The organism is Acinetobacter sp. GFQ9D191M (assembly GCF_011174875.1).
In the GTDB taxonomy this organism is placed as follows: domain Bacteria; phylum Pseudomonadota; class Gammaproteobacteria; order Pseudomonadales; family Moraxellaceae; genus Acinetobacter.
Map to the genome: position 1 here is coordinate 27,718 of NZ_JAALGV010000002.1, position 22,527 is coordinate 50,244.

Genomic DNA, 22,527 nt, shown 5'->3' on the forward strand with positions numbered 1-22,527 from the left:
TTTATTTCTTGGTTTTTAATCTTCGAGTAAGGTCATGGAACGTTTTTTATCAATTTCATAAATCCGCATCTTGAGATTTTTCATCTCCGCGATGCTACTAAACTTTTTCGATTTTAATTTGTGTTGTAAGCATTGATATTGCAGCTTGATTGAGAAGTCTGCCGCCAGTTTGTCTGCCTGCTCAGGAGAAGAGGTGTAATCGCTGACATTGGCATGTTGCAGGATATGCTGTAACTCATGATGATGTGCAGCACAGGCACCGAGTACATAATAAGTTGACAGTTCCGGGTCATCCGGCAATTCATCAAAAATCACATTAAATATATTCAGAATCTTGAATAGCAATTGATCTTCACTGACCAGTGCACGTAGTGGTTCAAAATGAATATACAGATAAGGATGATTCAACAGAATCGCAATGACATATTCTTCGGCATCAATTTTGGTGCTAAAGCTTAGAGAGGCGTCATTATTGACTTTGGGTTGCCATTTGCGGCTAAAACCGAGTTTTTCCCGAAAGAACTGCTGTAGTAGATAACGGAATGAGCCAGCTTTTGGCAATAATTCGGTTAGCTGACGTAGCTCTCCCATCACCTGACTTTTACCTTCAGGCGTTGCAATGTCGTGATTCTGGGTGAGATGGGCAAAGACAAAGTCAGAGAGCAGCGGTGCCTGATCCAGCAGACGGCGGAAATTTTCAATGCCTTCACGACGAATCAGGGAGTCTGGGTCATGGTCATTCGGCAGGACAAAGAATTTTAACTCACGCCCATCGTTCAGTAAGGGTAGAGCAATTTCCAGAGTACGGCGTGCCGCTTTTTGTCCGGCAGCATCACCATCAAAAGCAATGGTAATCCGGTTATTCTGCTTGAACAGAATATTTAGGTGATCAGTATTACTGGCCGTTCCCAAAGTAGCTACTGCACCATGAATGCCATATTGCTGCAAGGCAATGACATCCATATAGCCTTCCACCATCAGCCAGTCTTGAGCTTTCTGCTTGCGACCTTCATACAGCCCATACAATAACTGGTTTTTATGGAAAACTTCTGAATCGGGCGAGTTGATGTATTTCGGTTTGATTTCGTCATTCAGTGCACGACCACCAAAGCCGACCACACGGCCTTTACTATCCCGAATCGGGAAGATGACACGATCACGGAGTAGGTTAAAATCCCGGCCACTGTCGCTGGTACGAATCAGACCTAAAAGTTTGAGACCTTCAATATCCTGCGGGAAGGCTTTTTCCAGATGCTGCCAGTCTTCCGGTGCATAACCGAGTCGCCAGTAGGCAATCGTTTCTGCGGTTAGACCACGCTGTTTAAAATATTGCTGGGCACTTGGACTGTTGGGTAGCTGACGCTCATAAAACTGCGCGATATTTTCCAGCAGGTCGTATAAGTTGCCATCTGCTTGTGCTTCTGCTGCAGGCATTTGCTCAAAAGCGGCAAAAGGATCATCTGTATAAAATTCAGCTTCAGGTGCCTGAATTTCAGCAAATGGATCAAAATAAGCGTTTTGTTCAGGCGCTGGATTTATAGATGTATCCGCAGTTTTTGCTGGTGGTACAGTGACCGGTTTCGGTTTGGCTTCGCGTTTGTATTTTAAGCGGTTGGAATCTTTATTATCTTTAGGCAGTTCAATTCCGGTCTGGCTGGACAGGTCTTTCATCACTTCAATGAAATTGCGGCTGCCAATATCCATTAAAAAGCGGATGGCATTACCATTGGCCTGACAGCCAAAGCAGTGGAAATACTGCTTGTCACGGTAGACGTGAAAAGAAGGCGATTTTTCCTGATGGAAAGGGCAACAGCCCGAATAAGTACGGCCAGTTTTTTTTAGTTTCACGTATTGACCAATCACATCGACAATATCGGTGCGATCGAGAATCTGATCAATCGTATGCTGAGGAATGGCCATGGTTTGCTAAGCTTCTCGTGCTGCGTTATTTAGGTGTTAAATCATTGAAAATTAAGAGTAGGATGATTCATCCAACGCTATAAATGAATTAATTGGTATAACCTGTTTGCACAATTTGTTCAAGCATGGCTCAGAAAATGCAAAAGGGCAAGTATGATAACTTGCCCTTTGTAAAAATGCACCTGTAACAGTCGGCTTATTCAGCAGTCGGTTCAGGCAGCTCAGTTTCAGTGGTTTTAGGACGATCGAGTAAACCAAAAGTCATGCGATTGGTCAGACTGCGTTTTTCTGCTTGGTCTTCAGATGATTGGCTAGACGTATCGGTCACGGTTTTGGCTTCTTTACCGAAAATACCCAAAGTCGCACGATTGAAGAAGCTGCCTTCACTACGTGCTGCACGCAGGTTCACGGTACCGTCGGCATTCACTAGACCTGGATAGTTTAGTTTCAGTACTTCGATATATTGCTGTGCTGTGGCTTTGTCACCTAGCTTGTCATAGCCGTAAGCAACGGTTGCCAGCGCTTCTGGAATCTGTGGCGTTTGTGGATAGTGTTCAATTACCCATAAACCACGTTCAACAGCAGCCAAATATGCTTTACGCTTGATATTGAAACGGGCCGCATTCATTTCGCTTTCTGCCAGTTCCTGACCGATAAACTTCATACGTTGTGCAGCGTCTACTGCATAGGGGCTTGATGGATAGCGACGAATGAAATCGACAAAATTCTGGTAAGCTACTTTCAGGTAGCTCACATCACGGTGTGACTGTTTTAGTGAGGTATAACGCAGCAGGCCATTATAGTTCTGCTCCATATTCGCTACGCCACGGACATAGTAAGCATAGTCGACATTTGGATGTTGCGGATTCAGACGGATAAAGCGTTCTGCCAGTGCCACTGCACCTTCATAATCTTTTTGCTGGAATTTGACATACAGCAGTTCCAGTTGCGCCTGCGGTGCATACTGGCTGGTTGGATAATAGGTTTCCAGTGCTTCGAGCTGTTTTGCTGCATCAGTATATTGTTTGCGATCTAGCGCGTTCTGTGCTTTTTGGATATAAACCTGTTCGCTAGATTCTGGACCTTTGTCCACGACTTCTTTTTTTGGATTACTGCTACAGCCTACCATTGCCGATGCAATGCCTAACGTCACAGCAAGCATTGTCATTTTATAATGTGGTAGCGACATAAAAATTCCTCTGTTAATACGGGCAATGAGCTACAATTGCACTATTAAACCACTTTTGTCTGAATGAGCAAATGAGTCAAGCACAATCTTCCAATTCTAATATCCCTGATACTGATTTCAATTTACTTGAAGATTCTGAGGATGCAGATAACCATACTTCAGACGCAACTGCAACACGTTTATCGTTGCAATTTCAATTGGATGAAAGTTATATCGGGCAACGTATCGACCAGATTGCGGCCATGGTCTGGAGCGATTTTTCTCGAGAAAAGCTCAAACAATGGATCAAAGACGGCAATTTATTAGTGAATGGTCAACCAGTTAAGCCGAAATTTAAAAGTGACGGTTTTGAAACACTGACTTTAAACGTTGAACTGGAGGCACAAACTCGTAGCCTACCTGAAGATATTCCACTGGATATCGTCTATGAAGATGATGACATCATTGTCATTAACAAACCAGTGGGCATGGTGGTACATCCGGGTGCAGGCAATATGACTGGTACACTGGTCAATGCCTTGCTGCATCATTATCCGAAATCTTCTGAACTGGCGCGTGCAGGTTTAGTACACCGGATTGATAAAGACACCAGTGGTCTATTGGTTGTTGCTAAAAATCTGGAAGCGCAGTTTGCGCTTAGCAAGCAGCTTGAGAAAAAGACCGTCTACCGTGTGTATGACCTGATCGTATATGGCAACATCATTGCCGGCGGTACCATTGATGAACCGATTAAACGTCATCCAGTGGATCGTGTGAAAATGGCAGTCCTGCCAGGCGGTAAGGAAGCGGTGACGCACTACAATGTGAAAGAACGCTTCCAGCATTTCACCCGTATTCAGGCACGTCTGGAAACCGGTCGTACGCACCAGATTCGTGTGCATTTTAGTTACCTGGGCTATGGTCTGGTCGGTGATCAGGTCTATATGCCACGTGTGCGTATGCCAGCCGGTGCTTCGCAATTGCTGGATGACACCTTGCGTGGTTTTAAACGTCAGGCACTGCATGCAGCGACACTAGGTCTGAAGCATCCACGTACCAAAGAAGAAATGACCTTTAATGCGCCATGGCCAGAAGACTTCGCCAATCTGGTTGAAGTGCTACGTAGCGAAAACAAGGCCTATTAATTTTCATTCTATTAGCAGTCATTAAAAAAAGGGAAGCGACATGCAATTTGTACAAGGTTTGCCTCAAGGCGTTTATGTGGGTCAGACCCGTGTTCATCATGAACAGGTACAGCCTTCAGCCCAGCCAGAACTGGCCGGCTTTAACCTGGCTTTGCATGTCAATGATGATGCTGCACGTGTACAGAAGCATCGCATCCAGCTATTGAAAGACTTCCAGCCTTTTGGTGTGGACAAAATTACCTGGATGACACAGACGCATAGCACCATTTGTCATACCATCAATGAGCAGATGCCTTTCGAGGCATTGGTCGGCGATGGTCTGGTGACACAGCGCAAGGCCCATGCCTTGATGATGATGACGGCAGACTGCTTACCTGTGGTACTGGGTAATGCTGAAGGCACTGAAGTAGCCAATCTGCATGCGGGTTGGCGTGGGCTGGCAGGCGGTATCGTTGAAAATACCATTGCCGCGATGCAATCCAAGCCTACCTGGGCGTGGCTCGGTGCAGCGATCAGCCAGCCTTGTTTTGAAATTGGCTCAGAAGTAAAAGAAGCTTTCTGTTCCAAATATCCTGAACTGGACAGTGCATTTCAGGCAGGGGAACAGGCCAGAAAATACTATGCGGATCTGTATGCGATTGCGCGTTACATCTTACAGCAGCAGGGTGTTGAGACTGTTTTAGGTGGCGATCAGTGTTCATATCGTCAGGCGGATGAATACTTTTCCTATCGCCGTGAAGCCAAAACCGGACGCATGGCAACATTCGTGTTTATGGCATGAAAATGTTAAACTTGATTGAAATTCTTGGTTTTTGATTGTTATGTCCCTATCTTCCCAATCTGTTGCGATTGTTTATCACAGTCCTTATGGACACACGGCTAAAGTGGCAAACTTCATTGCCGAAGGCGCACAAAAAACTGGTGTCCAGGTGCATATGATGAATGTGGAACAGGTGGATTGGGAGGTGTTGGACGCTGCCGATGCAATTGTATTTGGCTGTCCGACCTATATGGGTAGTCTGACTTCTGCCATGAAGTTATTTATGGAGCAGTCGTCCAAGCGCTGGCTGGCACGTAGCTGGCAAGGCAAGCTGGCAGCAGCCTTTACCAATGGTGGTGGCTTAAGTGGGGACAAGCTGGCTGTCTTGCAGCAGATTAATCTGTTTGCGATGCAACATGGCATGTTGTGGTCAGGTCTACCGTTAATGCCGACAGGTCGTGCCACTACCGATCTGAATCGTATGTCGAGCTTTCTGGGTCTCATGACCCAATCTGATAATGCGCCTGTTGAAGTGACACCACCGGAAGGGGATTTACAAACCGCGATCTGGTTTGGTGAATATATTGCCTTGACACTGGCCCGTCTGAATCTGAAAGCCTAATTCGATCCATAAAAAAAACCTCCATCAATTGGAGGTTTTTTTATTGCTGGCATTATTTATGGAAAATACGCGCTTTATCACGTTGCCAGTCACGGTCTTTTTCAGATGCACGTTTGTCGTGTAACTGTTTACCTTTTACCAACGCAATTTCCAGCTTGGCATGCGGGCCTTTCCAGTAACAGGCCAGTGGTACACAGGAATAACCTTTCTGGTTGATCGCGCCCATGAGTTTTTCAATTTCACGGCGTTTCAGCAGCAGTTTACGGGTACGCGTTGCTTCAGGGACAACATGGGTAGATGCACTCAGTAAAGGCTGAATCTGTGCGCCGAACAGGAACGCCTCACCATTTTTAAAGGTGATATAGCTCTCCACAATACTCATACGACCGGCACGCAGGGATTTTACTTCCCAGCCTTGCAAGGAAAGCCCAGCTTCAAATTTTTCTTCAATAAAATAATCGTGACGGGCACGTTTGTTCAGAGCAATCGTTCCGCCGTTATTTTTTTTAACTACAGTTGCTTTCGCCATAATCAGACACTTCCAAAGTTGTAGCTATTGTACCGTAACTTTTATTGAGTTGAAGTGTTTAAATTGATGGAGTTTCTTCACTAAAAAATGAAGATTTTGTTAAAATGGAAACTTACACAATAAACAGAGTACAAATGGATGACTAAAACTCGTGTAATTTATCCGGGAACTTTTGATCCGATCACCAATGGCCATATTGATTTGGTGACCCGCGCAGCAAAGATGTTTGATGAAGTTGTAGTTGCAATTGCAATCGGACATCACAAAAACCCGGTATTTAGTCTGGAAGAACGAGTTGAACTGGCCCAAACGTCATTAAGCCATTTGAACAATGTTGAATTTGTAGGATTTGATGGCCTGCTGGTGAACTTCTTCCGCGAGCAGAATGCTACAGCGGTATTACGTGGTTTACGTGCAGTGTCCGATTTTGAGTATGAATTCCAGCTGGCCAACATGAACCGTCAACTGGATTCTCATTTTGAAGCGGTATTTTTAACCCCTTCAGAGCAATATTCTTTTATTTCATCCACATTGGTGCGTGAAATTGCTCGTTTAAGAGGTGATGTGACCAAGTTTGTTCCGCCAAACGTGGTTGAAGCCTTCGAGCGTAAACTTCAGCAAGGTTGGTAGAGTGTCTTTATATATCACCGATGAATGTATCAATTGTGATGTCTGTGAACCTGTCTGTCCGAATGAGGCAATTTTTATGGGTGACGTCATCTATGAAATTAACCCGGACTTATGTACAGAATGCGTCGGACATCACGACAAACCACAGTGCCAGTTATTTTGTCCTGTGGACTGTATCCCGCTTGATCCGAACCATGCCGAGACCCGTGAGGAGCTTCAGGCCAAGTATGAAAAACTGACTGCTCAAAAAACATCAAGCAATTAGTCGCCAGATTTGGTACTATGCGGCTCGAAGTGAGCCAGACGATCGCTGCTGTGGAGATCTCCGTGATTGAAGCAGGGGAGGAAAGTCCGGGCTTCATAGGGCAAGGTGCCAGGTAACGCCTGGGCGGCGTGAGCCGACGGAAAGTGCAGCAGAGAGTAGACCGCCTTCATTATGGTTCTGAGCAATCGGAATCGGAGGTAAGGGTGAAAGGGTGCGGTAAGAGCGCACCGCATGGCTGGTAACAGTTCATGGCATGGTAAACCCCACCGGAAGCAAGACCAAATAGGGATCCTTTAGGCATGGCCCATGCTGGATCCGGGTAGGTCGCTTGAGCGTATGAGTGATTGTACGCCTAGAGGAATGATCGTTCTCGACAGAACCCGGCTTATCGGCTCACTTCAACAAATTTTGATCAAACAGCACAATATGGGGTTGACGTGATTTACAGAAAATCCCATAATGCGCGCACAGTTTAAGGCTATGTAGCTCAGTTGGTTAGAGCACCGCACTCATAATGCGGGGGTCACAAGTTCAAGTCTCGTCATAGCCACCATATTCTGAAAAACCCACTCCGATTGAGTGGGTTTTTTTTATGGCTAATGTTTTGTGGCTTCATTGGTTAAAAATCTAAAAAGCCTTACAATAGTTAAAATAAAACAAATAACAAGAATATGTATGATGATTAAAAATTTAATGCTATCAACTCTGATTTTCTTTATTGCTTTACCTGTTTTTGCTGCAGATTCAATTAAGTCACTTCCTTTTAAAGAAAAAAGTATTTCCAAAGCAGAAATACGATCAATTTGTCAGAAAATAAAACTTAGTTGTGATGAGAGTGGTGCAAAACTTTGGGTAGTTAAAATTGCTGAAGCTGAAAAATATTATTTAATTAATGAAAATTTACAAATGATTCAGCTTTCAAAACATCTTGGAAAGTATCAAATCGTTGATTATTGGGATCTAACCAGGTATCAACAGGTTTATGCGCTTGAAGAGGATAAGAGTGGTATAGAATTTATATATCCTGCCTTATACCCACTCTATCGGCATAGTTATGCTATTGCCTTAATTCATGGCTGGGTTTCAAATGATGCAGGTGAACAGAATGCACAGTTTATTCAATTACTTCCAAAAGGAAAGACAAAACTGGTCTTCGAGCATTTACCTTTTTACGAATACCAGAATCGACTTTCCTGCTACAAAGATATGAAAGATAAAAAGAATAATTATTGTGATGATCAGAAGGAGACCGTACTTAAGATCAGCTATAGAGATGTAGGATTGGCTTATTATGAATGGCGTTTAAGTTATTTGAATATAAACTGGCTTAAGAATAATAAAATCGACGAATATAAACAGCGGAGTTTGGCGTTAATCCCTTTTATTCAAGCGCAGTAAAGGCATGTAGCAGTGATCTAACATCATCCGTTTGCAACTGCTCACGCATTTTTAAAAACTGCTTTTCATCTAAGTCATAGAGCTTTAGAGAAAGTAGTTTCTTAATATCTTCTTCAGGGAAGCGATATTTAATAATTTTCGCAGGCACGCCACCTACAATCGCATAAGGTGGAACGTCTTTTGTGACGACAGCACCTGTTGCCACCACAGCACCTTCACCGAGCTTTACACCTTGCATAATCATGGCACGTGAGCCAATCCAACAGCCATCTCCAATGACTGTATCACCTGCAGGCACAAAACTACGTGTATCGAATGGAAACGCAGAAATCCAGTCTGTTCGGTGTAACTGGTTACCACCCATCATAATTACGCATTCTGCGCCAAAACAGACGAAATTCCCGATATAAAGCTGGTCAATCGGCTTCTCTGGTGTAGCTGGCTTATCATGCAGATAACGCACCACACAACGCTCAAAACCTTGATCCCAATAGGCTGAGTAATAACTGTAATTGCCCTTAATATGAATATTTGGATTCTTCACCGTTTTGGAGAGGAATTCGAACTCACACCAATGGTTCACAGGGGAATTAATCAACTTTTCAGCCATAACTAGGATTCAATAACAATTAATGCGTCATTATAGCGAATTGATCTTCAAGCTGGAGAACAATCCCATTCAATAACAGACCTGATTGCAGGGTTAAGTTTTACATGGTCTTAGCGGATTGAGGGATACGCGTAATGACTTTGATTTCGAAGTCAAAACCTGCCAGCCAGGTCACGCCCACAGCTGTCCAGTTCGGATAGGGCTTTTGCGTAAAAATCTGGTTTTTAACTTTCATAATGCTTTCAAATTGCTGTTCAGGATTGGTGTGAAAGGTCGTGACGTCGACAATATCATCGAAAGTACAACCAGCCGCTGCCAATGTAGCAGCCAAGTTTTCAAAAGCTCGTTCTACCTGTTTCTCAAAGTCAGGTTCAGGACTGCCATCTTCACGGCTACCAACCTGACCAGAAACAAATAATAAATCTTCTGATTTGATTGCGGCAGAATAATCATGCTGTTCATACAAAGCATGGCGATTTTGGGGAAATATTGCAGTTCTAGTCATGATAATTCTCGCTCAATTTTAATTTATACGTATTTTAGAAAGCTGTTTAAATTTTCACATACGTAACGTATGTAAACATAATTGACATACGATGCGTATGTCAATTAAAATTTTCACAATACTGATGGAAACAATATATGTCTGTACGTGAACAAAAAATGGCGGAAACCCGCAAAAAACTCATAGAAGTCGCACGTCGTGCATTTGCTGAATACGGTTATGCGGACACTTCCATGGATAAGCTCACGGCAGAAGCAGGGCTAACCCGGGGTGCGCTATACCATCATTTTGGTGATAAAAAGGGCTTATTTGCTGCCGTGGTCGATCAGATTGATTCAGAAATGGCTGAATATGCCGGGCAACATCTGGAGCAGCCTGATGATCTATGGGAGGGATTGATGCTTGAAGGGCGTACCTATATCGAACATGCTTTAAATGCTGAGTTCCAACGGGTTGTGCTACGTGATGGTCCGGCAGTATTAGGGGACCCCGCACATTGGCCAAGTCAAAATAAATGCCTGCAGTCGACACGTGAATGCGTAGAACAGTTAATGGTTGAAGGTAGATTAAAACCAGTTGATGCACTTGCTGCGGCAGTCTTGCTCAATGGTGCAGCAATGAATGCAGCACTATGGGTCGCTTCTAGTGAGGATCCTGCACAGGTCTTACCTCAGGCTTTACAGGCATTTGAAGCCTTGGCATCTGGCTTCTTAAAATAAAATCGATGGGAATTTCTAGGCTCAATAAAAAACCCCTCATCTGAGGGGTCTTACAGCCTAAAATATCTAGTTAAAAATTAGATATATTCAACGCTTACAATTTCGTATTCGACTTCACCTTGTGGTGTCACGATTTTCACATCGTCGCCTTCGTTTTTACCCAGCAGGCCACGCGCGATCGGAGAGTTCACAGAGATCTTGTTGATCTTAAAGTCTGCTTCATCATCACCCACGATTTTGTAAGTTTTGCGTTCTTCAGTGTCTAGATTCTCAATAGTCACAGTGACACCAAAAACTACACGACCGTTTTGCTCCAGTTCTTTAACATCAATCACCTGGCAAGCGCCCAGTTTACCTTCGATGTCCTGAATACGGCCTTCACAGAAACCTTGCTGCTCACGCGCAGCATGATATTCCGCGTTTTCTTTTAAATCCCCATGCTCACGTGCCTCTGCAATCGCTGCAGTAATACGTGGACGATCCACAGTTTTCAGTTGGTGTAATTCTTTCTCTAAGGCAAGTTTGCCTTCGGGAGTCATAGGATAACGTTGCATAGTTGTCCCTCAGTAATAAAAATGAAAGTCTATAAATGAAAAAAAGCCCGCCACCGAGAAGGTGACGGGACTTCTCAGTAACGAATTAACCTACTGTTAAATCTTGCAAACGATATACATCCATTGGCAATTTAATTGCTAAAGCTTGGCATACAGCATCAGCACCATTCAGGGTAGTGGTATGGTATACCTTACCTTGAAGCGCAGAGCGACGGATCGAGAATGAATCCTGCTGAGCTTGTTTACCCTCAGTGGTATTGATAATGAGGTGAATTTCACCATTTTTCAAGCGGTCTACAATGTTTGGACGGCCTTCGGTTACTTTATTTACACGTTCACATTCAATACCTGCAGCTTTAATTACATCGTATGTGCCGCCAGTCGCAAGAATCTTGAAGCCAAAGTCAGCAAGCTGCTTCGCAATACCTACCGCACGTGGTTTATCAGAATCACGTACAGAGATGAATGCATGTTTCACTTCGCCTTCAGTTGGCAGACCTGGTAAACGATCGTTAGAGCCTAGAACAGCTTTGTAGAACGCTTCACCAAATGTTTTACCAACGCCCATTACTTCGCCTGTTGATTTCATTTCAGGGCCAAGGATCGGGTCAACACCAGGGAATTTGTTGAATGGGAATACTGCTTCTTTCACAGAGAAGTGAGCAGGGATAATCTCTTTGGTAAAGCCTTGAGACTCAAGAGATTGGCCAGCCATACAACGTGCAGCTACTTTTGCTAAAGATTCACCGATACATTTAGAAACGAACGGAACCGTACGAGAAGCACGAGGGTTCACTTCCAAAATGTAAACGTCATCGCCTTTCACCGCAAACTGAACGTTCATCAAGCCTACAACGCCAAGCTCTTTAGCCATAGCGATGGTTTGACGACGCATTTCGTTTTGCACGTCTTCAGACAATGAATATGGAGGAATCGAACATGCAGAGTCACCAGAGTGAATACCGGCTTGTTCAATGTGCTGCATAATACCGCCGATCACCACGTCTTTACCGTCAGATACGCAGTCCACGTCAACTTCAATCGCATCATCAAGGAAGTGATCCAGAAGAACAGGCGCTTCATTCGATGCTTGTACAGCATCACGTAAGTAGCGTTTTAATTCTTCGTCGTTATACACGATTTCCATCGCACGACCACCAAGGACGTAAGAAGGACGTACAACCAGTGGATAACCCACTTTAGCTGCTTCTGCCATACCTTCTTCAGCAGATTTTACGATGCTGTTATTAGGTTGACGAAGTTGCAGACGTTGAATCATTTGTTGGAAACGTTCACGGTCTTCTGCACGGTCAATCGCATCTGGAGATGTACCGATAATTGGCGCACCAGCTTCTTCCAAAGCACGAGCCAGTTTCAGTGGAGTCTGACCGCCGTACTGAACGATAATACCTTTCGGCTTTTCAGTACGTACGATTTCAAGAACGTCTTCAAGTGTAATCGGTTCGAAGTACAGACGATCAGACGTGTCATAGTCAGTTGAAACCGTTTCAGGGTTACAGTTCACCATGATGGTTTCATAACCGTCATCACGCATTGCCAGGGCAGCATGTACACAGCAGTAATCGAATTCGATACCTTGACCAATACGGTTAGGACCGCCACCAATCACCATGATCTTGTCACGGTTAGACGGATTAGATTCACACTCTTCATCGTAAGTTGAGTACATGTACGCTGTATCAGATTCAAACTCTGCTGCACATGTATCCACACGTTTGTAGACTGGAGTTACGCCCAGATTCCAACGGTGCTTACGGAATTGTTTTTGTGAAATACCCATCAGGTTGGCAATACGGTGGTCAGATAAACCTTTACGTTTAAATGAACGGATATTGTCAGCGTTAAGATCACCAAAACCTAAAGATTTGATTTGTTCTTCAGTTTTAACGATGTCTTCGATCTGGATCAGGAACCAGCGGTCAATATTGGTTGCCGCAAATACTTCATCAAGCGTGAAACCGTGACGGAATGCATCAGCCACATACCAGATACGTTCTGGACCTGGAACTTTAAGTTCTTGAAGAATCTTCTCGCGCGCACCTTCAGTACCCACTTCGATTTTTTCATCAAAACCAGTTGCGCCAACTTCAAGACCGCGAAGTGCTTTGTTCACAGACTCCTGGAAGTTACGGCCGATCGCCATCACTTCACCTACAGATTTCATCTGTGTAGTTAGTGTCGCATCAGCTTGCGGGAATTTTTCGAAGTTGAAACGTGGAATCTTGGTAACAACGTAGTCAATTGCTGGTTCGAACGATGCTGGAGTTGTACCGCCAGTGATGTCGTTTTTCAGCTCATCAAGGGTATAACCAACAGCCAGTTTCGCTGCGATTTTCGCAATCGGGAAACCAGTCGCTTTAGATGCCAGTGCAGATGAACGCGATACACGTGGGTTCATCTCGATGATTACCATACGACCATCTTTCGGGTTAATACCGAACTGAACGTTAGAACCACCCGTTTCAACACCGATTTCACGAAGAACTGCTAAAGATGCATTACGCATCAACTGGTATTCTTTATCAGTCAGTGTTTGTGCAGGCGCAACAGTGATCGAGTCACCGGTGTGTACGCCCATTGGGTCAAAGTTTTCGATCGCACATACAATGATACAGTTGTCGTTTTTGTCACGAACAACTTCCATCTCGTACTCTTTCCAGCCAATCAATGATTCATCGATCAATAATTGGTGAGTAGGAGAGAGGTCGAAACCGCGTTCACAGATTTCCAGGAATTCTTCACGGTTGTAAGCAATACCACCGCCTGAACCACCCATCGTAAATGATGGACGGATAATCACAGGGAAACCGAAGCGCGCTTGAATCTCAAGTGCTTCTTCCATAGATTCAGCAATAGCTGCTTTTGGACATTCCAGACCAATTTTACGCATTGCTTCGTCAAACAGTTTACGGTCTTCTGCTTTTTCGATCGCTTCTTTGGTCGCGCCGATCAGTTCAACGTTGTATTTTTCAAGAATACCGTTGGCATCCAGTGCAAGGGCACAGTTCAGTGCAGTCTGGCCACCCATCGTTGGAAGCACAGCATCTGGACGTTCTTTTTCAATAATTGCTGCAACAGTCTGCCAGGTAATCGGTTCGATATACGTCGCATCTGCCATTGCAGGGTCGGTCATAATGGTCGCTGGGTTAGAGTTCACCAGAATAACGCGGTAGCCTTCTTCACGAAGCGCTTTACATGCTTGAGCACCTGAGTAGTCAAACTCACATGCTTGACCGATGACGATCGGACCAGCACCAATGATCAAGATGCTTTTAATGTCAGTACGTTTAGCCATGATGCTTCCTTAATTACTTCTTAGATGCTTCGATAAGTTCGATGAAATGATCGAACAATGGTGCGCAGTCATGTGGACCAGGGCTTGCTTCAGGGTGACCCTGGAAGCTGAACGCAGGTTTGTCTGTACGATGGATACCTTGGTTTGTACCATCAAACAGTGAGCGATGAGTCACACGCAATACCGCAGGCAAGGTGCTTTCATCCACTGCGAAGCCGTGGTTTTGAGAAGTAATCATCACTGTACCAGTTTCGATGTTCTGTACAGGATGGTTAGCGCCATGGTGACCGTGCGGCATTTTTACCGTTTTAGCACCCGATGCAAGAGCAAGAATCTGGTGACCTAAGCAGATACCAAATACTGGAATTTCAGTTGTTTCAACAATTGTTTTTACAGCTTCAATTGCGTAGTCACATGCAGCTGGATCGCCAGGACCATTTGACAGGAATACGCCATCTGGATTTAACGCAAGTACTTTTTCAGCAGGAGTTTGTGCAGGCACCACAGTCAATTTACAGCCGCGGTCTGCGAGCATACGCAAGATGTTGGTTTTGACACCGTAGTCGTATGCAACCACATGGAATTTAAGTTCAGGTTGAGTAAAGCCTTTGCCAAGTGCCCATGAGCCTTCAGTCCATTCGAAACCGGTCGGATCACAGCATTCTTTCGCAAGGTCTAAACCACTTAAACCACCGAATGCACGTGCTTTTTCGACTGCTTCTTCTTCAGTGATGTTTTCACCCGCAAGGATACAACCGTTTTGTGCACCTTTATCACGCAAAATTCGAGTTAATCGTCGCGTGTCGATGTCAGCAATGGCAACTACATTGTGCTGTTTTAAATAATCACCGAGTGATTGATTCGCACGGAAGTTACTATGTAGTAAAGGAAGGTCACGGATAATTAAACCGTTTGCCCATACTTTATGAATACGACCTGATTCAGCGTCTTCTTCGTTGCAACCTGTGTTACCGATATGTGGGTAAGTTAGCGTTACAAGCTGCTGTGCATAACTAGGATCAGTCAAAATTTCTTGATAGCCAGTCATGGCAGTGTTGAAAACGACTTCACCAGTCGTACAACCCGATGCGCCAATTGAAGTACCTTTAAAGATAGTTCCGTCGGCAAGGGCTAAAATTGCTGGGGTGCTCAAACCAAAGCTCCTGAAATTTAGGCTGTAAAAAAGCGAGTAGACGAAAAAAAAGGAAGGTTAATTTTTAAACCTACCCTCCTATGTCTGCTCGCTTGAACTTAACACGGCATTATACGCAGAACCACCCCCCAAGTCCAATAGCTTTACAGCAAAAGTATGAGATAAATGGCTTGCTTTTTGCTTGAAAGTCTGTTTTACGAACAACGTAAAAAAATGTAAGCAATTAAGAATTGTCTAACAAATCAAATCTTAATTTTTATCAAAACTACTAATATGGATGAGTCGTAATATAACTATAGGAATAAGACACATGACTACAGCAGCGAAATCTTCCCAATCCAAGAAAAAGATCAATACCGTGGTTTCAGAAACGACTGAACAGCTTGAAAAAGTAGCAGCTGAAGCCAAAGAACAGGTGGTGGAAACCATCGAAGAAAGCAAAGAGAAACTTGAAGTCGAAGCGAAACAGCTGGGTGATACTGTGCAGGAGCAGTTACGTCAGTTGAAACAGGATCTGTTGCAACGGATCGATACTTTGAAAGAGCAGTTATTTGGTTCGCAAAAAGAACTGACTGAATTAACCAGCTTTATCAAAACCGAATTTACTGCAGTCATTGAAGACTTATCCAATATGGGTAAGGAACTGAAAGAAGATGTCAGCCAGATCTCGACCAAACATAAAGAGCATCTGACTGGTACATTCAAGCGCTCAAAAGACAGTACCATTGAAGTTCTAAAAAAGGTCAAACCCATGGTAAAAGCTGAAAGTTCAGAAAAAAGCCCTGAGCTGAAGAGTTAAGGGAAGCCGCTGATTTAAATTGCATGAAAGGAGAACTGGATACGTTCTCCTTTATCTTTTTGAGGCAAAACGGACTCACAATAATAATGAAAGGGGGTCACGATGCAGCAGCATTATTTTGTAGGTGTACTTTGTTTACTGACGCTGATTATGATGCTTAATCTGGAAAGTTGGTTGATGCGTGCACTTTATCTCGGTGTGATGATGTTATGTCTGGGATTCTTTGGACTAACTTTTGGAACGATTATCCTGATCATCTTCACGTTAACTGTAATTTTTTATGCCGCGGTAAAATCAGTGCAGGACAATTACCGCTTACATCACTAAAATGTCGAAAACAATTAAAATGAACTCTTAGTCTATCAGCTTAAATAACGTTTAAATCATTATCAAAATAGCCAGCCCTAAGTGTTGAGAGCAGGCTAATTATTTCAATTTAATATTGACCTGAATCTACGTAGAGAAAATACAGAAAAATATTTTCTTCAAGCTATAACAGCGAACTTTGAGCGGATGAGCCGGAAAAGCCCATAAAAAAACGTGAGACTTTAATGCTCACGTTTTTTAATATCTTTGTTATCCGGCAAATGCTTTTAATCTGCATTAAAAGACATGCAGCCAATCCCGTTTATTGTGGAAGTCTGCTTCTGGGCTGCTGTGCTGCATCGCAAAGTATTGATCACCTTGTGAGGTTTTTAATACTGCTGTCAGACCAATAAACAGGTCTGCCCATTTAAGTTTATGCTCAACCATAAACTCGGTCAGATCCAGACTGACATTCAGACCATAATGGGTACGTTTAAGCTGATTCAGTTCGATATCGTATGCAGCAGGTGGCGGTATATCTTCCGGATAGCGATATTCCTCAAACTGATAGGCTTGCCAGGCCTGAGAAGGAGAGAGATTGATTTCACGATAATAATCTTCACCCTGAACCCCGATAAAGATTTCAAAGCAGGTCTGTTCCCACAAAAAATTACGACGGGGATGTGCAGTAACCATTTCTGGCCACAGCACGTACTGGTTGGGATCGCGCAACCAAAATCCGACATTCAAGCTGCATGGATTTTGCTGTTCGATGGCACCGACCAATGAGATTGCCTGAAAACGGCGATCAAATGCGCTGAGTTCGTAACTGGCCATAAATCCTGTACTTAGTTAGAAAGATGGGCAAAACGGACAAGATTGGATAACTTCTGGTTTTGCTTTGGAGCTTTCTTGTAAAGCAGCGCAATTTTACCAATAGTTTGTACCACTTCAGCACCTGTAGTTTCTGAAAGTTCAGCAATGAGTGCTGCACGTGCTTCACGGTCTTCAGCCACCACTTTTACTTTAATGAGTTCGTGATCATTAAGGGCACGATTTAGCTCTTCAACTACAGATTCAGTTAAGCCTTTGTCACCAAGCATTACAACTGGGTTTAATGCATGTCCAATTTGACGTAAACGCTTACGTTCCTGAATAGATAAAGACGCCATGAGAGATAACCTGATTTTTAAAACGGCTTAGTATAGCAAAAGCGAAAAACAAACGCTGTAAATTCTCAGGAAATAATCACTTGTAAATAATCGCAAATTACACCGGAATACTCAGATTTAGATACACATGTATACTGCAAAAAATGTGTTTTTCCCGTACAATGAATCATTAGAAGTTTTTTTTATTTAGAGAGTTATGGCAACACGCATTACCAACCAAAAGTTATCTAAAAGTAGTCGTGCGTGGATGAGAGAGCATCTTGATGACTTTTATGTGAAAAAAGCACAAAAAGAAGGTTATCGTGCCCGTGCTGCGTACAAGTTGCTAGAAATTCAGGAAAAATACGGCATTATCAAACCCGGCATGACTGTAGTGGACTTGGGTGCTGCCCCAGGAAGCTGGTCCCAGATTGCCGGAAAACTGGTCGGTGATAAAGGTCTGGTGATTGCATCAGACATCTTGGAAATGGATGCGCTACCTGATGTGACTTTCTTGCAGGGCGATTTCCGTGAACAAGAAGTATTCGATAAATTGTTAAATATTTTAAACGGACGCACAGTAGACGTTGTAATTTCAGATATGGCCCCCAATACATCAGGTAATAGAGCTGTAGATCAACCACGTCAGATTTATTTATGTGAACTTGCTTTGGATTTTGCCAACAAGGTACTTGGTCCGAAAGGACAGTTTGTAGTGAAAGTATTCCAGGGTTCAGGTTTTGATGAATTTCGTAAAGAAGTCGTCAACAGTTTTGATGTATTGAAGACGATTAAACCTGCTGCATCACGTGCCCGTTCGAAAGAAGTGTTTCTGGTCGGACAGGGACGCAAGAAGGCTTTGAAATAAAGTTTACTTGCCAACACGTTAAAAATTGTGCATTTTGTAGGTTTTTACATTATTGCAAATTGATTTGCAGCTTATTGATTAAGGTCACCCTTCGAGGGCATGATCAAATTAGATTGGAATGGGAAATAAAGCTTTGAGCGATCTTTTTAAGAATGCCGTATTGTGGCTCGTGATACTGGGTGTGCTGGTGTTAATCTTCAGCAACGTCAGTGACCGCAATCAACCGACTACAATGAACTATTCGGAGTTTGTTGCCGCGGTCAATGCTGGCCAAATTAAACAAGTTACAATTGATGGCGAAAGAATTCGCGGTGAAAAATCAAACGGTTCAGAGTTTGAAAGCATTCGCCCGGCAGTTCAAGACCCAGAACTGATGCCAAGCCTGATTAAAAATAATGTGGTCGTTGAAGGTGAAGCGCCTCAACGTCAAGGCTTGCTCATGCAATTGCTGATTGCAAGTTTCCCTGTGCTTCTAATCATTTTGTTATTCATGTTCTTTATGCGCAACATGGGTGGCGGTGCAGGCGGTAAAAATGGCCCAATGAGCTTTGGTAAATCTAAAGCGAAAATGCTATCTGAAGACCAGATCAAAGTAACATTTACTGATGTTGCGGGTTGTGACGAAGCAAAACAGGAAGTGGTTGAAATCGTTGACTTCCTGAAAGATCCTGCAAAATTCAAACGTCTGGGTGCGACTATTCCTAAGGGCGTCCTGATGGTAGGTCCCCCAGGTACAGGTAAAACCCTGCTGGCTAAAGCCATTGCGGGTGAAGCAAAAGTTCCATTCTTTAGTATCTCAGGTTCTGACTTCGTTGAAATGTTTGTCGGTGTCGGTGCATCACGTGTACGTGACATGTTCGAACAGGCAAAACGTCATGCGCCATGTATCATCTTTATTGATGAGATTGATGCAGTCGGTCGTCATCGTGGTTCAGGTACCGGTGGTGGTCATGATGAACGTGAACAGACTCTGAACCAGATGTTGGTAGAGATGGACGGTTTCGAAGGCAATGAAGGCATTATCGTCATCGCAGCAACTAACCGTGCTGACGTACTGGATAAAGCCTTACTTCGTCCAGGTCGTTTCGATCGTCAAGTAATGGTAGGTCTGCCAGATATTAAAGGTCGTGAGCAAATCCTGAATGTACACTTGAAGAAACTTCCTTCTACTACTGGTGTAGATGTCAAAGTTCTTGCTCGTGGTACGCCAGGCTTCTCAGGTGCACAGTTGGCGAATCTTGTAAACGAAGCGGCATTATTTGCTGCCCGTCGTAACAAGAACACAGTCGATATGCATGACTTTGAAGATGCGAAAGACAAACTGTACATGGGTCCTGAACGTAAATCGATGGTACTTCGTGAAGAAGAACGTCGTGCTACGGCTTACCATGAAGCAGGTCATGCGATTGTGGCAGAAATGCTTCCAGGTACAGACCCTGTGCATAAAGTTACCATCATGCCGCGTGGCTGGGCATTGGGTGTTACCTGGCAGTTGCCTGAATTTGACCAGACTAGCCATTATAAAGACAAAATGTTGAATGAACTTTCAATCCTGTTCGGTGGTCGTATCGCAGAGGAAGTCTTCATTAACCAGATGTCGACTGGTGCTTCGAATGACTTTGAACGTGCAACTAAAATGGCACGTGCAATGGTGACCAAATATGGTATGTCGGACAAGTTAGGCGTCATGGTCTATGAAGATGACTCTCAACAGTCATTTATGGGTAGCATTGGTACCCGTACGATTTCTGAGGCAACCCAACAACAGGTAGATGCGGAAGTTCGTCGCATCATTGATGAGCAATACAAGGTTGCACGCGATATCCTTGAAAATAACAAAGATATTGCCCATGCCATGGTGAAAGCGCTGCTTGAGTGGGAAACAATTGATCGTGAACAGATTCGTGACATTATGGAAGGTCGTGAGCCAAAACCACCTAAAGTTTATGTTTCAGACAATCCAGTGATTGATGTAACACCGACTGATGGTCCAATGACTCCTCCGCCATTACCAGCGAACTAAGTTAACAATTAAAACCACCTTCGGGTGGTTTTTTTATGGCTATTGTTTTATCATATCTAGTTGAATGCTATAGTCAATTTATAAAAATCAATGAGTAAAAATAAGAATGAATTTACCTGTTCTGGAATCCAGTATTTATCAGCTACGTTTGGAGCCACTGAGCTGGGAACATTTTGCAGACTTAGAAAATGCATGTGCCGAAGGGGACTTGGGGGAAGTGTTATATAATTCGGTACCTTACCTACATAAACTTAAACACTACTTTACCCAAGCTTTTGAACAGCAGTCCAAAGGTGAAAGAATGGCTTTTGCCGTGATTGATTTAACTTCAGACCGAGCAATCGGCACCACCAGCTTTCATGATATCAAGCCGGAAATTCCACGTGTTGAAATTGGCTTTACCTGGTATGCCAAACCTTATCAACGAACCTATGTAAACCGGGTCTGTAAATATCTTTTGCTGCAGCATGCATTTGAAGAGCTGAATGCTCAAGTGGTAGGCTTTCGGACTGATCATCTGAATCTTAAAAGTCAAAAAGCTATTGAAGCTCTGGGTGCCAAACAGGATGGCATCATTAGATGTCATATGCTGCGTAAAGATGGCGTGACACTCAGAGATAGTTATATCTATAGTATTTTAAAAAGCGAATGGGTTGATGTAAAAGCGTTACTGCAATCCAAGCTGATGCAATATTCCAATAAGAACTATTTTGAAATCTAGCTATTGAATAGATTGAGCTTTGCTTTATTGATCTTTCCATAAGACAATACCGGGGTTATTGTGAACTAGGATTGAACCATGCAGCTGAAGCCACTACGACCACAGATCTGGACTTTCGGTCATTTGAAACTGGATTTGTCTCAGCCGCATGTGATGGGAATTTTAAATGTGACTCCGGATTCCTTTAGCGATGGGGGGCTGCACAATCAGAAAGATCAGGCAGTAGTAAAAGCCCTGGAAATGATTACTGATGGTGCCACCGTAATTGATGTGGGTGGTGAATCTACACGTCCAGGTGCATCAGTCGTGGAAGTTGAAGAAGAAATCCGTCGTGTTGTGCCTGTAGTTGAAGAACTGGCCAAGCATGATGTGATCATCTCGATTGATACTTCACAGCCAGAAGTGATTAAAGCAGCCGTGAAAGCGGGTGCACATATCTGGAATGATGTACGCGCGCTCACTCGTCCACAAGCGTTAGAGACGGCAGCAGAACTGAATATTCCGGTGATCATCATGCATATGCGTGGTGAGCCGACTACGATGAATAATCTGGATCAGTATGATGATGTGACTCAGGATGTGATTCGGGAACTGTCACAACGGGTTCAAGATGCTCTAGATGTGGGTGTTAAAGCTGAACATATCATGATTGATCCTGGTTTTGGATTTGCAAAAAATGCCCAGCAAAATTTAAAGCTGTTGCAAGAGTTTTATAAATTGACAGAAATGGGCTATCCGATTTTGTCTGCTTTATCCCGCAAACGTTTTATTGGTGCTGCTCTGAATGGTGCAGAACCACAAGCACGTGCAGTAGGTTCGGCTGCGGCGCATTTGCTGAGCATTCAGCAAGGTGCCTGTATGGTTCGAGCACATGATGTCAAGGTAACAGCAGACGCCATCAAAATCTGGAAAGCTATGCAAAATGCCTAAATCTGGGCTGAAAGACATATAGGAGCACAAGCTGTTTGGCTTTTAAACAGCAATGTGCTATACAGGCACGCTTAAGTTAGATTGTCATCTTTTAGAGTGCCTGTAATGTTTGCAGATTTACTTCTCCCCATGTTCGATGATGAATATTATCCCGATATTCTGGTTGCAGAAATCAAGCAACACATCGAACGTTTTGCTTCAAAAGTATCTAAATCCGGTTTATCAGATCAGGATGTATATCAGCTGGCCCATGAGACTGTGGCAGACATCAATGCCATGAAGCCACAGTTTGAAGATCTGGACTCTTCTCTGGATGATACTGCCGCAGACTATATTGCCGAGGCCATGATGATGGTCGTGCAAGAGCAGGGTCTGTTTGATATTGAAATGGAAGAACTGGTCATTAATCGCGAATGGTAAAAAAAGCCCTGTTAA

The 22,527-nt window shown here is 43.6% G+C and carries 24 protein-coding genes, 1 tRNA gene and 1 other RNA gene; 16 read left to right on the top strand and 10 right to left on the bottom strand.

Annotation, left to right across the window (positions count from 1 at the left end):
• Nucleotides 1–15: 15 nt before the first annotated feature.
• Both G5T77_RS00525 and G5T77_RS00530 read right to left on the bottom strand, forming a co-directional pair.
• A complete protein-coding gene (locus G5T77_RS00525; protein ID WP_166137840.1) occupies nucleotides 16–1,920 on the bottom strand; it encodes a CHC2 zinc finger domain-containing protein in 1,905 nt (634 codons plus the stop codon).
• Nucleotides 1,921–2,116: 196 nt separating this feature from the next.
• Complete coding sequence (locus G5T77_RS00530; protein WP_166137837.1) at nucleotides 2,117–3,109, bottom strand: outer membrane protein assembly factor BamD; 993 nt, start codon at nucleotides 3,107–3,109, stop codon at nucleotides 2,117–2,119.
• A gap of 71 nt (nucleotides 3,110–3,180) precedes the next feature.
• Here G5T77_RS00530 and rluD point away from each other — a divergent pair, with 71 nt between their 5' ends.
• Genes rluD through G5T77_RS00545 form a run of 3 tightly spaced genes read left to right on the top strand, consistent with a single transcriptional unit; the run spans nucleotide 3,181 to nucleotide 5,615 of the window.
• A complete protein-coding gene (gene rluD, locus G5T77_RS00535; protein ID WP_004784827.1) occupies nucleotides 3,181–4,233 on the top strand; it encodes a 23S rRNA pseudouridine(1911/1915/1917) synthase RluD in 1,053 nt (350 codons plus the stop codon).
• A gap of 40 nt (nucleotides 4,234–4,273) precedes the next feature.
• Complete coding sequence (gene pgeF / locus G5T77_RS00540; protein WP_166137834.1) at nucleotides 4,274–5,014, top strand: peptidoglycan editing factor PgeF; 741 nt, start codon at nucleotides 4,274–4,276, stop codon at nucleotides 5,012–5,014.
• A 40-nt stretch (nucleotides 5,015–5,054) separates the two neighbouring features.
• A complete protein-coding gene (locus tag G5T77_RS00545; protein WP_159123468.1) occupies nucleotides 5,055–5,615 on the top strand; it encodes a flavodoxin family protein in 561 nt (186 codons plus the stop codon).
• A gap of 52 nt (nucleotides 5,616–5,667) precedes the next feature.
• Here the strand turns inward: G5T77_RS00545 and smpB are convergent, their stop codons facing one another.
• Nucleotides 5,668–6,144 carry an SsrA-binding protein SmpB gene (gene smpB / locus G5T77_RS00550; protein ID WP_004784822.1) on the bottom strand — a complete coding sequence of 159 codons (477 nt, stop codon included), beginning with the start codon at nucleotides 6,142–6,144 and terminating at the stop codon, nucleotides 5,668–5,670.
• Nucleotides 6,145–6,282: 138 nt separating this feature from the next.
• On the opposite strand from smpB, the gene coaD reads away from it, so the two are divergent.
• The 5 genes from coaD to G5T77_RS00575 all read left to right on the top strand — a co-directional run bounded on the left by coaD (nucleotide 6,283) and on the right by G5T77_RS00575 (nucleotide 8,437).
• Entirely contained in the window at nucleotides 6,283–6,774 is a 492-nt protein-coding gene (gene coaD / locus G5T77_RS00555; protein WP_004784820.1) for a pantetheine-phosphate adenylyltransferase, read from the top strand.
• A 1-nt stretch (nucleotide 6,775) separates the two neighbouring features.
• Nucleotides 6,776–7,039: a YfhL family 4Fe-4S dicluster ferredoxin gene (locus G5T77_RS00560; protein ID WP_034581081.1), complete on the top strand. Its 264-nt coding sequence runs from the start codon at nucleotides 6,776–6,778 to the stop codon at nucleotides 7,037–7,039.
• Between the two features lie 26 nt (nucleotides 7,040–7,065).
• Nucleotides 7,066–7,443, top strand: an RNA gene (gene rnpB / locus G5T77_RS00565) — RNase P RNA component class A.
• 72 nt (nucleotides 7,444–7,515) lie between these two features.
• Nucleotides 7,516–7,592, top strand: a tRNA-Met gene (locus G5T77_RS00570).
• 53 nt (nucleotides 7,593–7,645) lie between these two features.
• Nucleotides 7,646–8,437 carry a hypothetical protein gene (locus tag G5T77_RS00575; protein WP_227607397.1) on the top strand — a complete coding sequence of 264 codons (792 nt, stop codon included), beginning with the start codon at nucleotides 7,646–7,648 and terminating at the stop codon, nucleotides 8,435–8,437.
• On the opposite strand, the gene G5T77_RS00580 is transcribed toward G5T77_RS00575, so the two are convergent.
• A complete protein-coding gene (locus tag G5T77_RS00580) occupies nucleotides 8,421–9,047 on the bottom strand; it encodes a CatB-related O-acetyltransferase (RefSeq protein WP_166137831.1) in 627 nt (208 codons plus the stop codon). The genes G5T77_RS00575 and G5T77_RS00580 overlap by 17 nt on opposite strands.
• Nucleotides 9,048–9,147: 100 nt before the next feature.
• A complete protein-coding gene (locus G5T77_RS00585; protein ID WP_166137828.1) occupies nucleotides 9,148–9,552 on the bottom strand; it encodes a RidA family protein in 405 nt (134 codons plus the stop codon).
• Between the two features lie 137 nt (nucleotides 9,553–9,689).
• Between G5T77_RS00585 and G5T77_RS00590 the strand changes: the two genes are divergently transcribed.
• The gene (locus G5T77_RS00590) at nucleotides 9,690–10,271 is read left to right on the top strand and encodes a TetR/AcrR family transcriptional regulator (protein ID WP_166137825.1); all 582 of its coding nucleotides are present in this window, start codon (nucleotides 9,690–9,692) and stop codon (nucleotides 10,269–10,271) included.
• Between the two features lie 77 nt (nucleotides 10,272–10,348).
• On the opposite strand, the gene greA is transcribed toward G5T77_RS00590, so the two are convergent.
• The 3 genes from greA to carA all read right to left on the bottom strand — a co-directional run bounded on the left by greA (nucleotide 10,349) and on the right by carA (nucleotide 15,294).
• Nucleotides 10,349–10,825, bottom strand: coding sequence for a transcription elongation factor GreA (gene greA / locus G5T77_RS00595; RefSeq protein ID WP_005236827.1), 477 nt, complete (start codon nucleotides 10,823–10,825; stop codon nucleotides 10,349–10,351).
• Nucleotides 10,826–10,910: 85 nt separating this feature from the next.
• Nucleotides 10,911–14,141 (bottom strand): carbamoyl-phosphate synthase large subunit, encoded by a 3,231-nt coding sequence (gene carB, locus G5T77_RS00600; RefSeq protein ID WP_159123473.1) that lies wholly within the window; start codon nucleotides 14,139–14,141, stop codon nucleotides 10,911–10,913.
• Nucleotides 14,142–14,154: 13 nt separating this feature from the next.
• A complete protein-coding gene (gene carA / locus G5T77_RS00605) occupies nucleotides 14,155–15,294 on the bottom strand; it encodes a glutamine-hydrolyzing carbamoyl-phosphate synthase small subunit (protein ID WP_005236823.1) in 1,140 nt (379 codons plus the stop codon).
• Nucleotides 15,295–15,604: 310 nt separating this feature from the next.
• On the opposite strand from carA, the gene G5T77_RS00610 reads away from it, so the two are divergent.
• The gene (locus G5T77_RS00610; protein ID WP_004784804.1) at nucleotides 15,605–16,093 is read left to right on the top strand and encodes a hypothetical protein; all 489 of its coding nucleotides are present in this window, start codon (nucleotides 15,605–15,607) and stop codon (nucleotides 16,091–16,093) included.
• Between the two features lie 102 nt (nucleotides 16,094–16,195).
• Complete coding sequence (locus G5T77_RS00615; protein ID WP_159123475.1) at nucleotides 16,196–16,420, top strand: hypothetical protein; 225 nt, start codon at nucleotides 16,196–16,198, stop codon at nucleotides 16,418–16,420.
• A 276-nt stretch (nucleotides 16,421–16,696) separates the two neighbouring features.
• On the opposite strand, the gene G5T77_RS00620 is transcribed toward G5T77_RS00615, so the two are convergent.
• A complete protein-coding gene (locus G5T77_RS00620) occupies nucleotides 16,697–17,236 on the bottom strand; it encodes a DOMON-like domain-containing protein (RefSeq protein ID WP_166137822.1) in 540 nt (179 codons plus the stop codon).
• A gap of 11 nt (nucleotides 17,237–17,247) precedes the next feature.
• Nucleotides 17,248–17,571, bottom strand: coding sequence for a ribosome assembly RNA-binding protein YhbY (yhbY, locus tag G5T77_RS00625; RefSeq protein WP_004784797.1), 324 nt, complete (start codon nucleotides 17,569–17,571; stop codon nucleotides 17,248–17,250).
• A gap of 196 nt (nucleotides 17,572–17,767) precedes the next feature.
• Between yhbY and rlmE the strand changes: the two genes are divergently transcribed.
• The 5 genes from rlmE to G5T77_RS00650 all read left to right on the top strand — a co-directional run bounded on the left by rlmE (nucleotide 17,768) and on the right by G5T77_RS00650 (nucleotide 22,512).
• Entirely contained in the window at nucleotides 17,768–18,418 is a 651-nt protein-coding gene (gene rlmE, locus G5T77_RS00630) for a 23S rRNA (uridine(2552)-2'-O)-methyltransferase RlmE (RefSeq protein WP_004784794.1), read from the top strand.
• Nucleotides 18,419–18,551: 133 nt separating this feature from the next.
• On the top strand, nucleotides 18,552–20,441 hold the full coding sequence (gene ftsH, locus G5T77_RS00635; RefSeq protein WP_034170205.1) for an ATP-dependent zinc metalloprotease FtsH: 1,890 nt from the start codon (nucleotides 18,552–18,554) through the stop codon (nucleotides 20,439–20,441).
• A 106-nt stretch (nucleotides 20,442–20,547) separates the two neighbouring features.
• Nucleotides 20,548–21,162 (top strand): GNAT family protein, encoded by a 615-nt coding sequence (locus G5T77_RS00640; protein ID WP_166137819.1) that lies wholly within the window; start codon nucleotides 20,548–20,550, stop codon nucleotides 21,160–21,162.
• Nucleotides 21,163–21,240: 78 nt separating this feature from the next.
• Nucleotides 21,241–22,092 (top strand): dihydropteroate synthase, encoded by an 852-nt coding sequence (folP, locus tag G5T77_RS00645; protein ID WP_166137816.1) that lies wholly within the window; start codon nucleotides 21,241–21,243, stop codon nucleotides 22,090–22,092.
• A 105-nt stretch (nucleotides 22,093–22,197) separates the two neighbouring features.
• Nucleotides 22,198–22,512, top strand: coding sequence for a DUF5713 family protein (locus tag G5T77_RS00650; RefSeq protein WP_166137813.1), 315 nt, complete (start codon nucleotides 22,198–22,200; stop codon nucleotides 22,510–22,512).
• Nucleotides 22,513–22,527: the final 15 nt, after the last annotated feature.

Bases quoted from the DNA above. Each gene is read 5' to 3' on its own strand.
- G5T77_RS00525 (WP_166137840.1), bottom strand. From the start codon at position 1,920: ATGGCCATTCCTCAGCATACGATTGATCAGATTCTCGATCGCACCGAT.
- G5T77_RS00530 (WP_166137837.1), bottom strand. From the start codon at position 3,109: ATGTCGCTACCACATTATAAAATGACAATGCTTGCTGTGACGTTAGGC.
- rluD (WP_004784827.1), top strand. From the start codon at position 3,181: ATGAGTCAAGCACAATCTTCCAATTCTAATATCCCTGATACTGATTTC.
- pgeF (WP_166137834.1), top strand. From the start codon at position 4,274: ATGCAATTTGTACAAGGTTTGCCTCAAGGCGTTTATGTGGGTCAGACC.
- G5T77_RS00545 (WP_159123468.1), top strand. From the start codon at position 5,055: ATGTCCCTATCTTCCCAATCTGTTGCGATTGTTTATCACAGTCCTTAT.
- smpB (WP_004784822.1), bottom strand. From the start codon at position 6,144: ATGGCGAAAGCAACTGTAGTTAAAAAAAATAACGGCGGAACGATTGCT.
- coaD (WP_004784820.1), top strand. From the start codon at position 6,283: ATGACTAAAACTCGTGTAATTTATCCGGGAACTTTTGATCCGATCACC.
- G5T77_RS00580 (WP_166137831.1), bottom strand. From the start codon at position 9,047: ATGGCTGAAAAGTTGATTAATTCCCCTGTGAACCATTGGTGTGAGTTC.
- G5T77_RS00585 (WP_166137828.1), bottom strand. From the start codon at position 9,552: ATGACTAGAACTGCAATATTTCCCCAAAATCGCCATGCTTTGTATGAA.
- G5T77_RS00590 (WP_166137825.1), top strand. From the start codon at position 9,690: ATGTCTGTACGTGAACAAAAAATGGCGGAAACCCGCAAAAAACTCATA.
- greA (WP_005236827.1), bottom strand. From the start codon at position 10,825: ATGCAACGTTATCCTATGACTCCCGAAGGCAAACTTGCCTTAGAGAAA.
- carB (WP_159123473.1), bottom strand. From the start codon at position 14,141: ATGGCTAAACGTACTGACATTAAAAGCATCTTGATCATTGGTGCTGGT.
- G5T77_RS00610 (WP_004784804.1), top strand. From the start codon at position 15,605: ATGACTACAGCAGCGAAATCTTCCCAATCCAAGAAAAAGATCAATACC.
- G5T77_RS00615 (WP_159123475.1), top strand. From the start codon at position 16,196: ATGCAGCAGCATTATTTTGTAGGTGTACTTTGTTTACTGACGCTGATT.
- G5T77_RS00620 (WP_166137822.1), bottom strand. From the start codon at position 17,236: ATGGCCAGTTACGAACTCAGCGCATTTGATCGCCGTTTTCAGGCAATC.
- yhbY (WP_004784797.1), bottom strand. From the start codon at position 17,571: ATGGCGTCTTTATCTATTCAGGAACGTAAGCGTTTACGTCAAATTGGA.
- rlmE (WP_004784794.1), top strand. From the start codon at position 17,768: ATGGCAACACGCATTACCAACCAAAAGTTATCTAAAAGTAGTCGTGCG.
- G5T77_RS00640 (WP_166137819.1), top strand. From the start codon at position 20,548: ATGAATTTACCTGTTCTGGAATCCAGTATTTATCAGCTACGTTTGGAG.
- folP (WP_166137816.1), top strand. From the start codon at position 21,241: ATGCAGCTGAAGCCACTACGACCACAGATCTGGACTTTCGGTCATTTG.
- G5T77_RS00650 (WP_166137813.1), top strand. From the start codon at position 22,198: ATGTTTGCAGATTTACTTCTCCCCATGTTCGATGATGAATATTATCCC.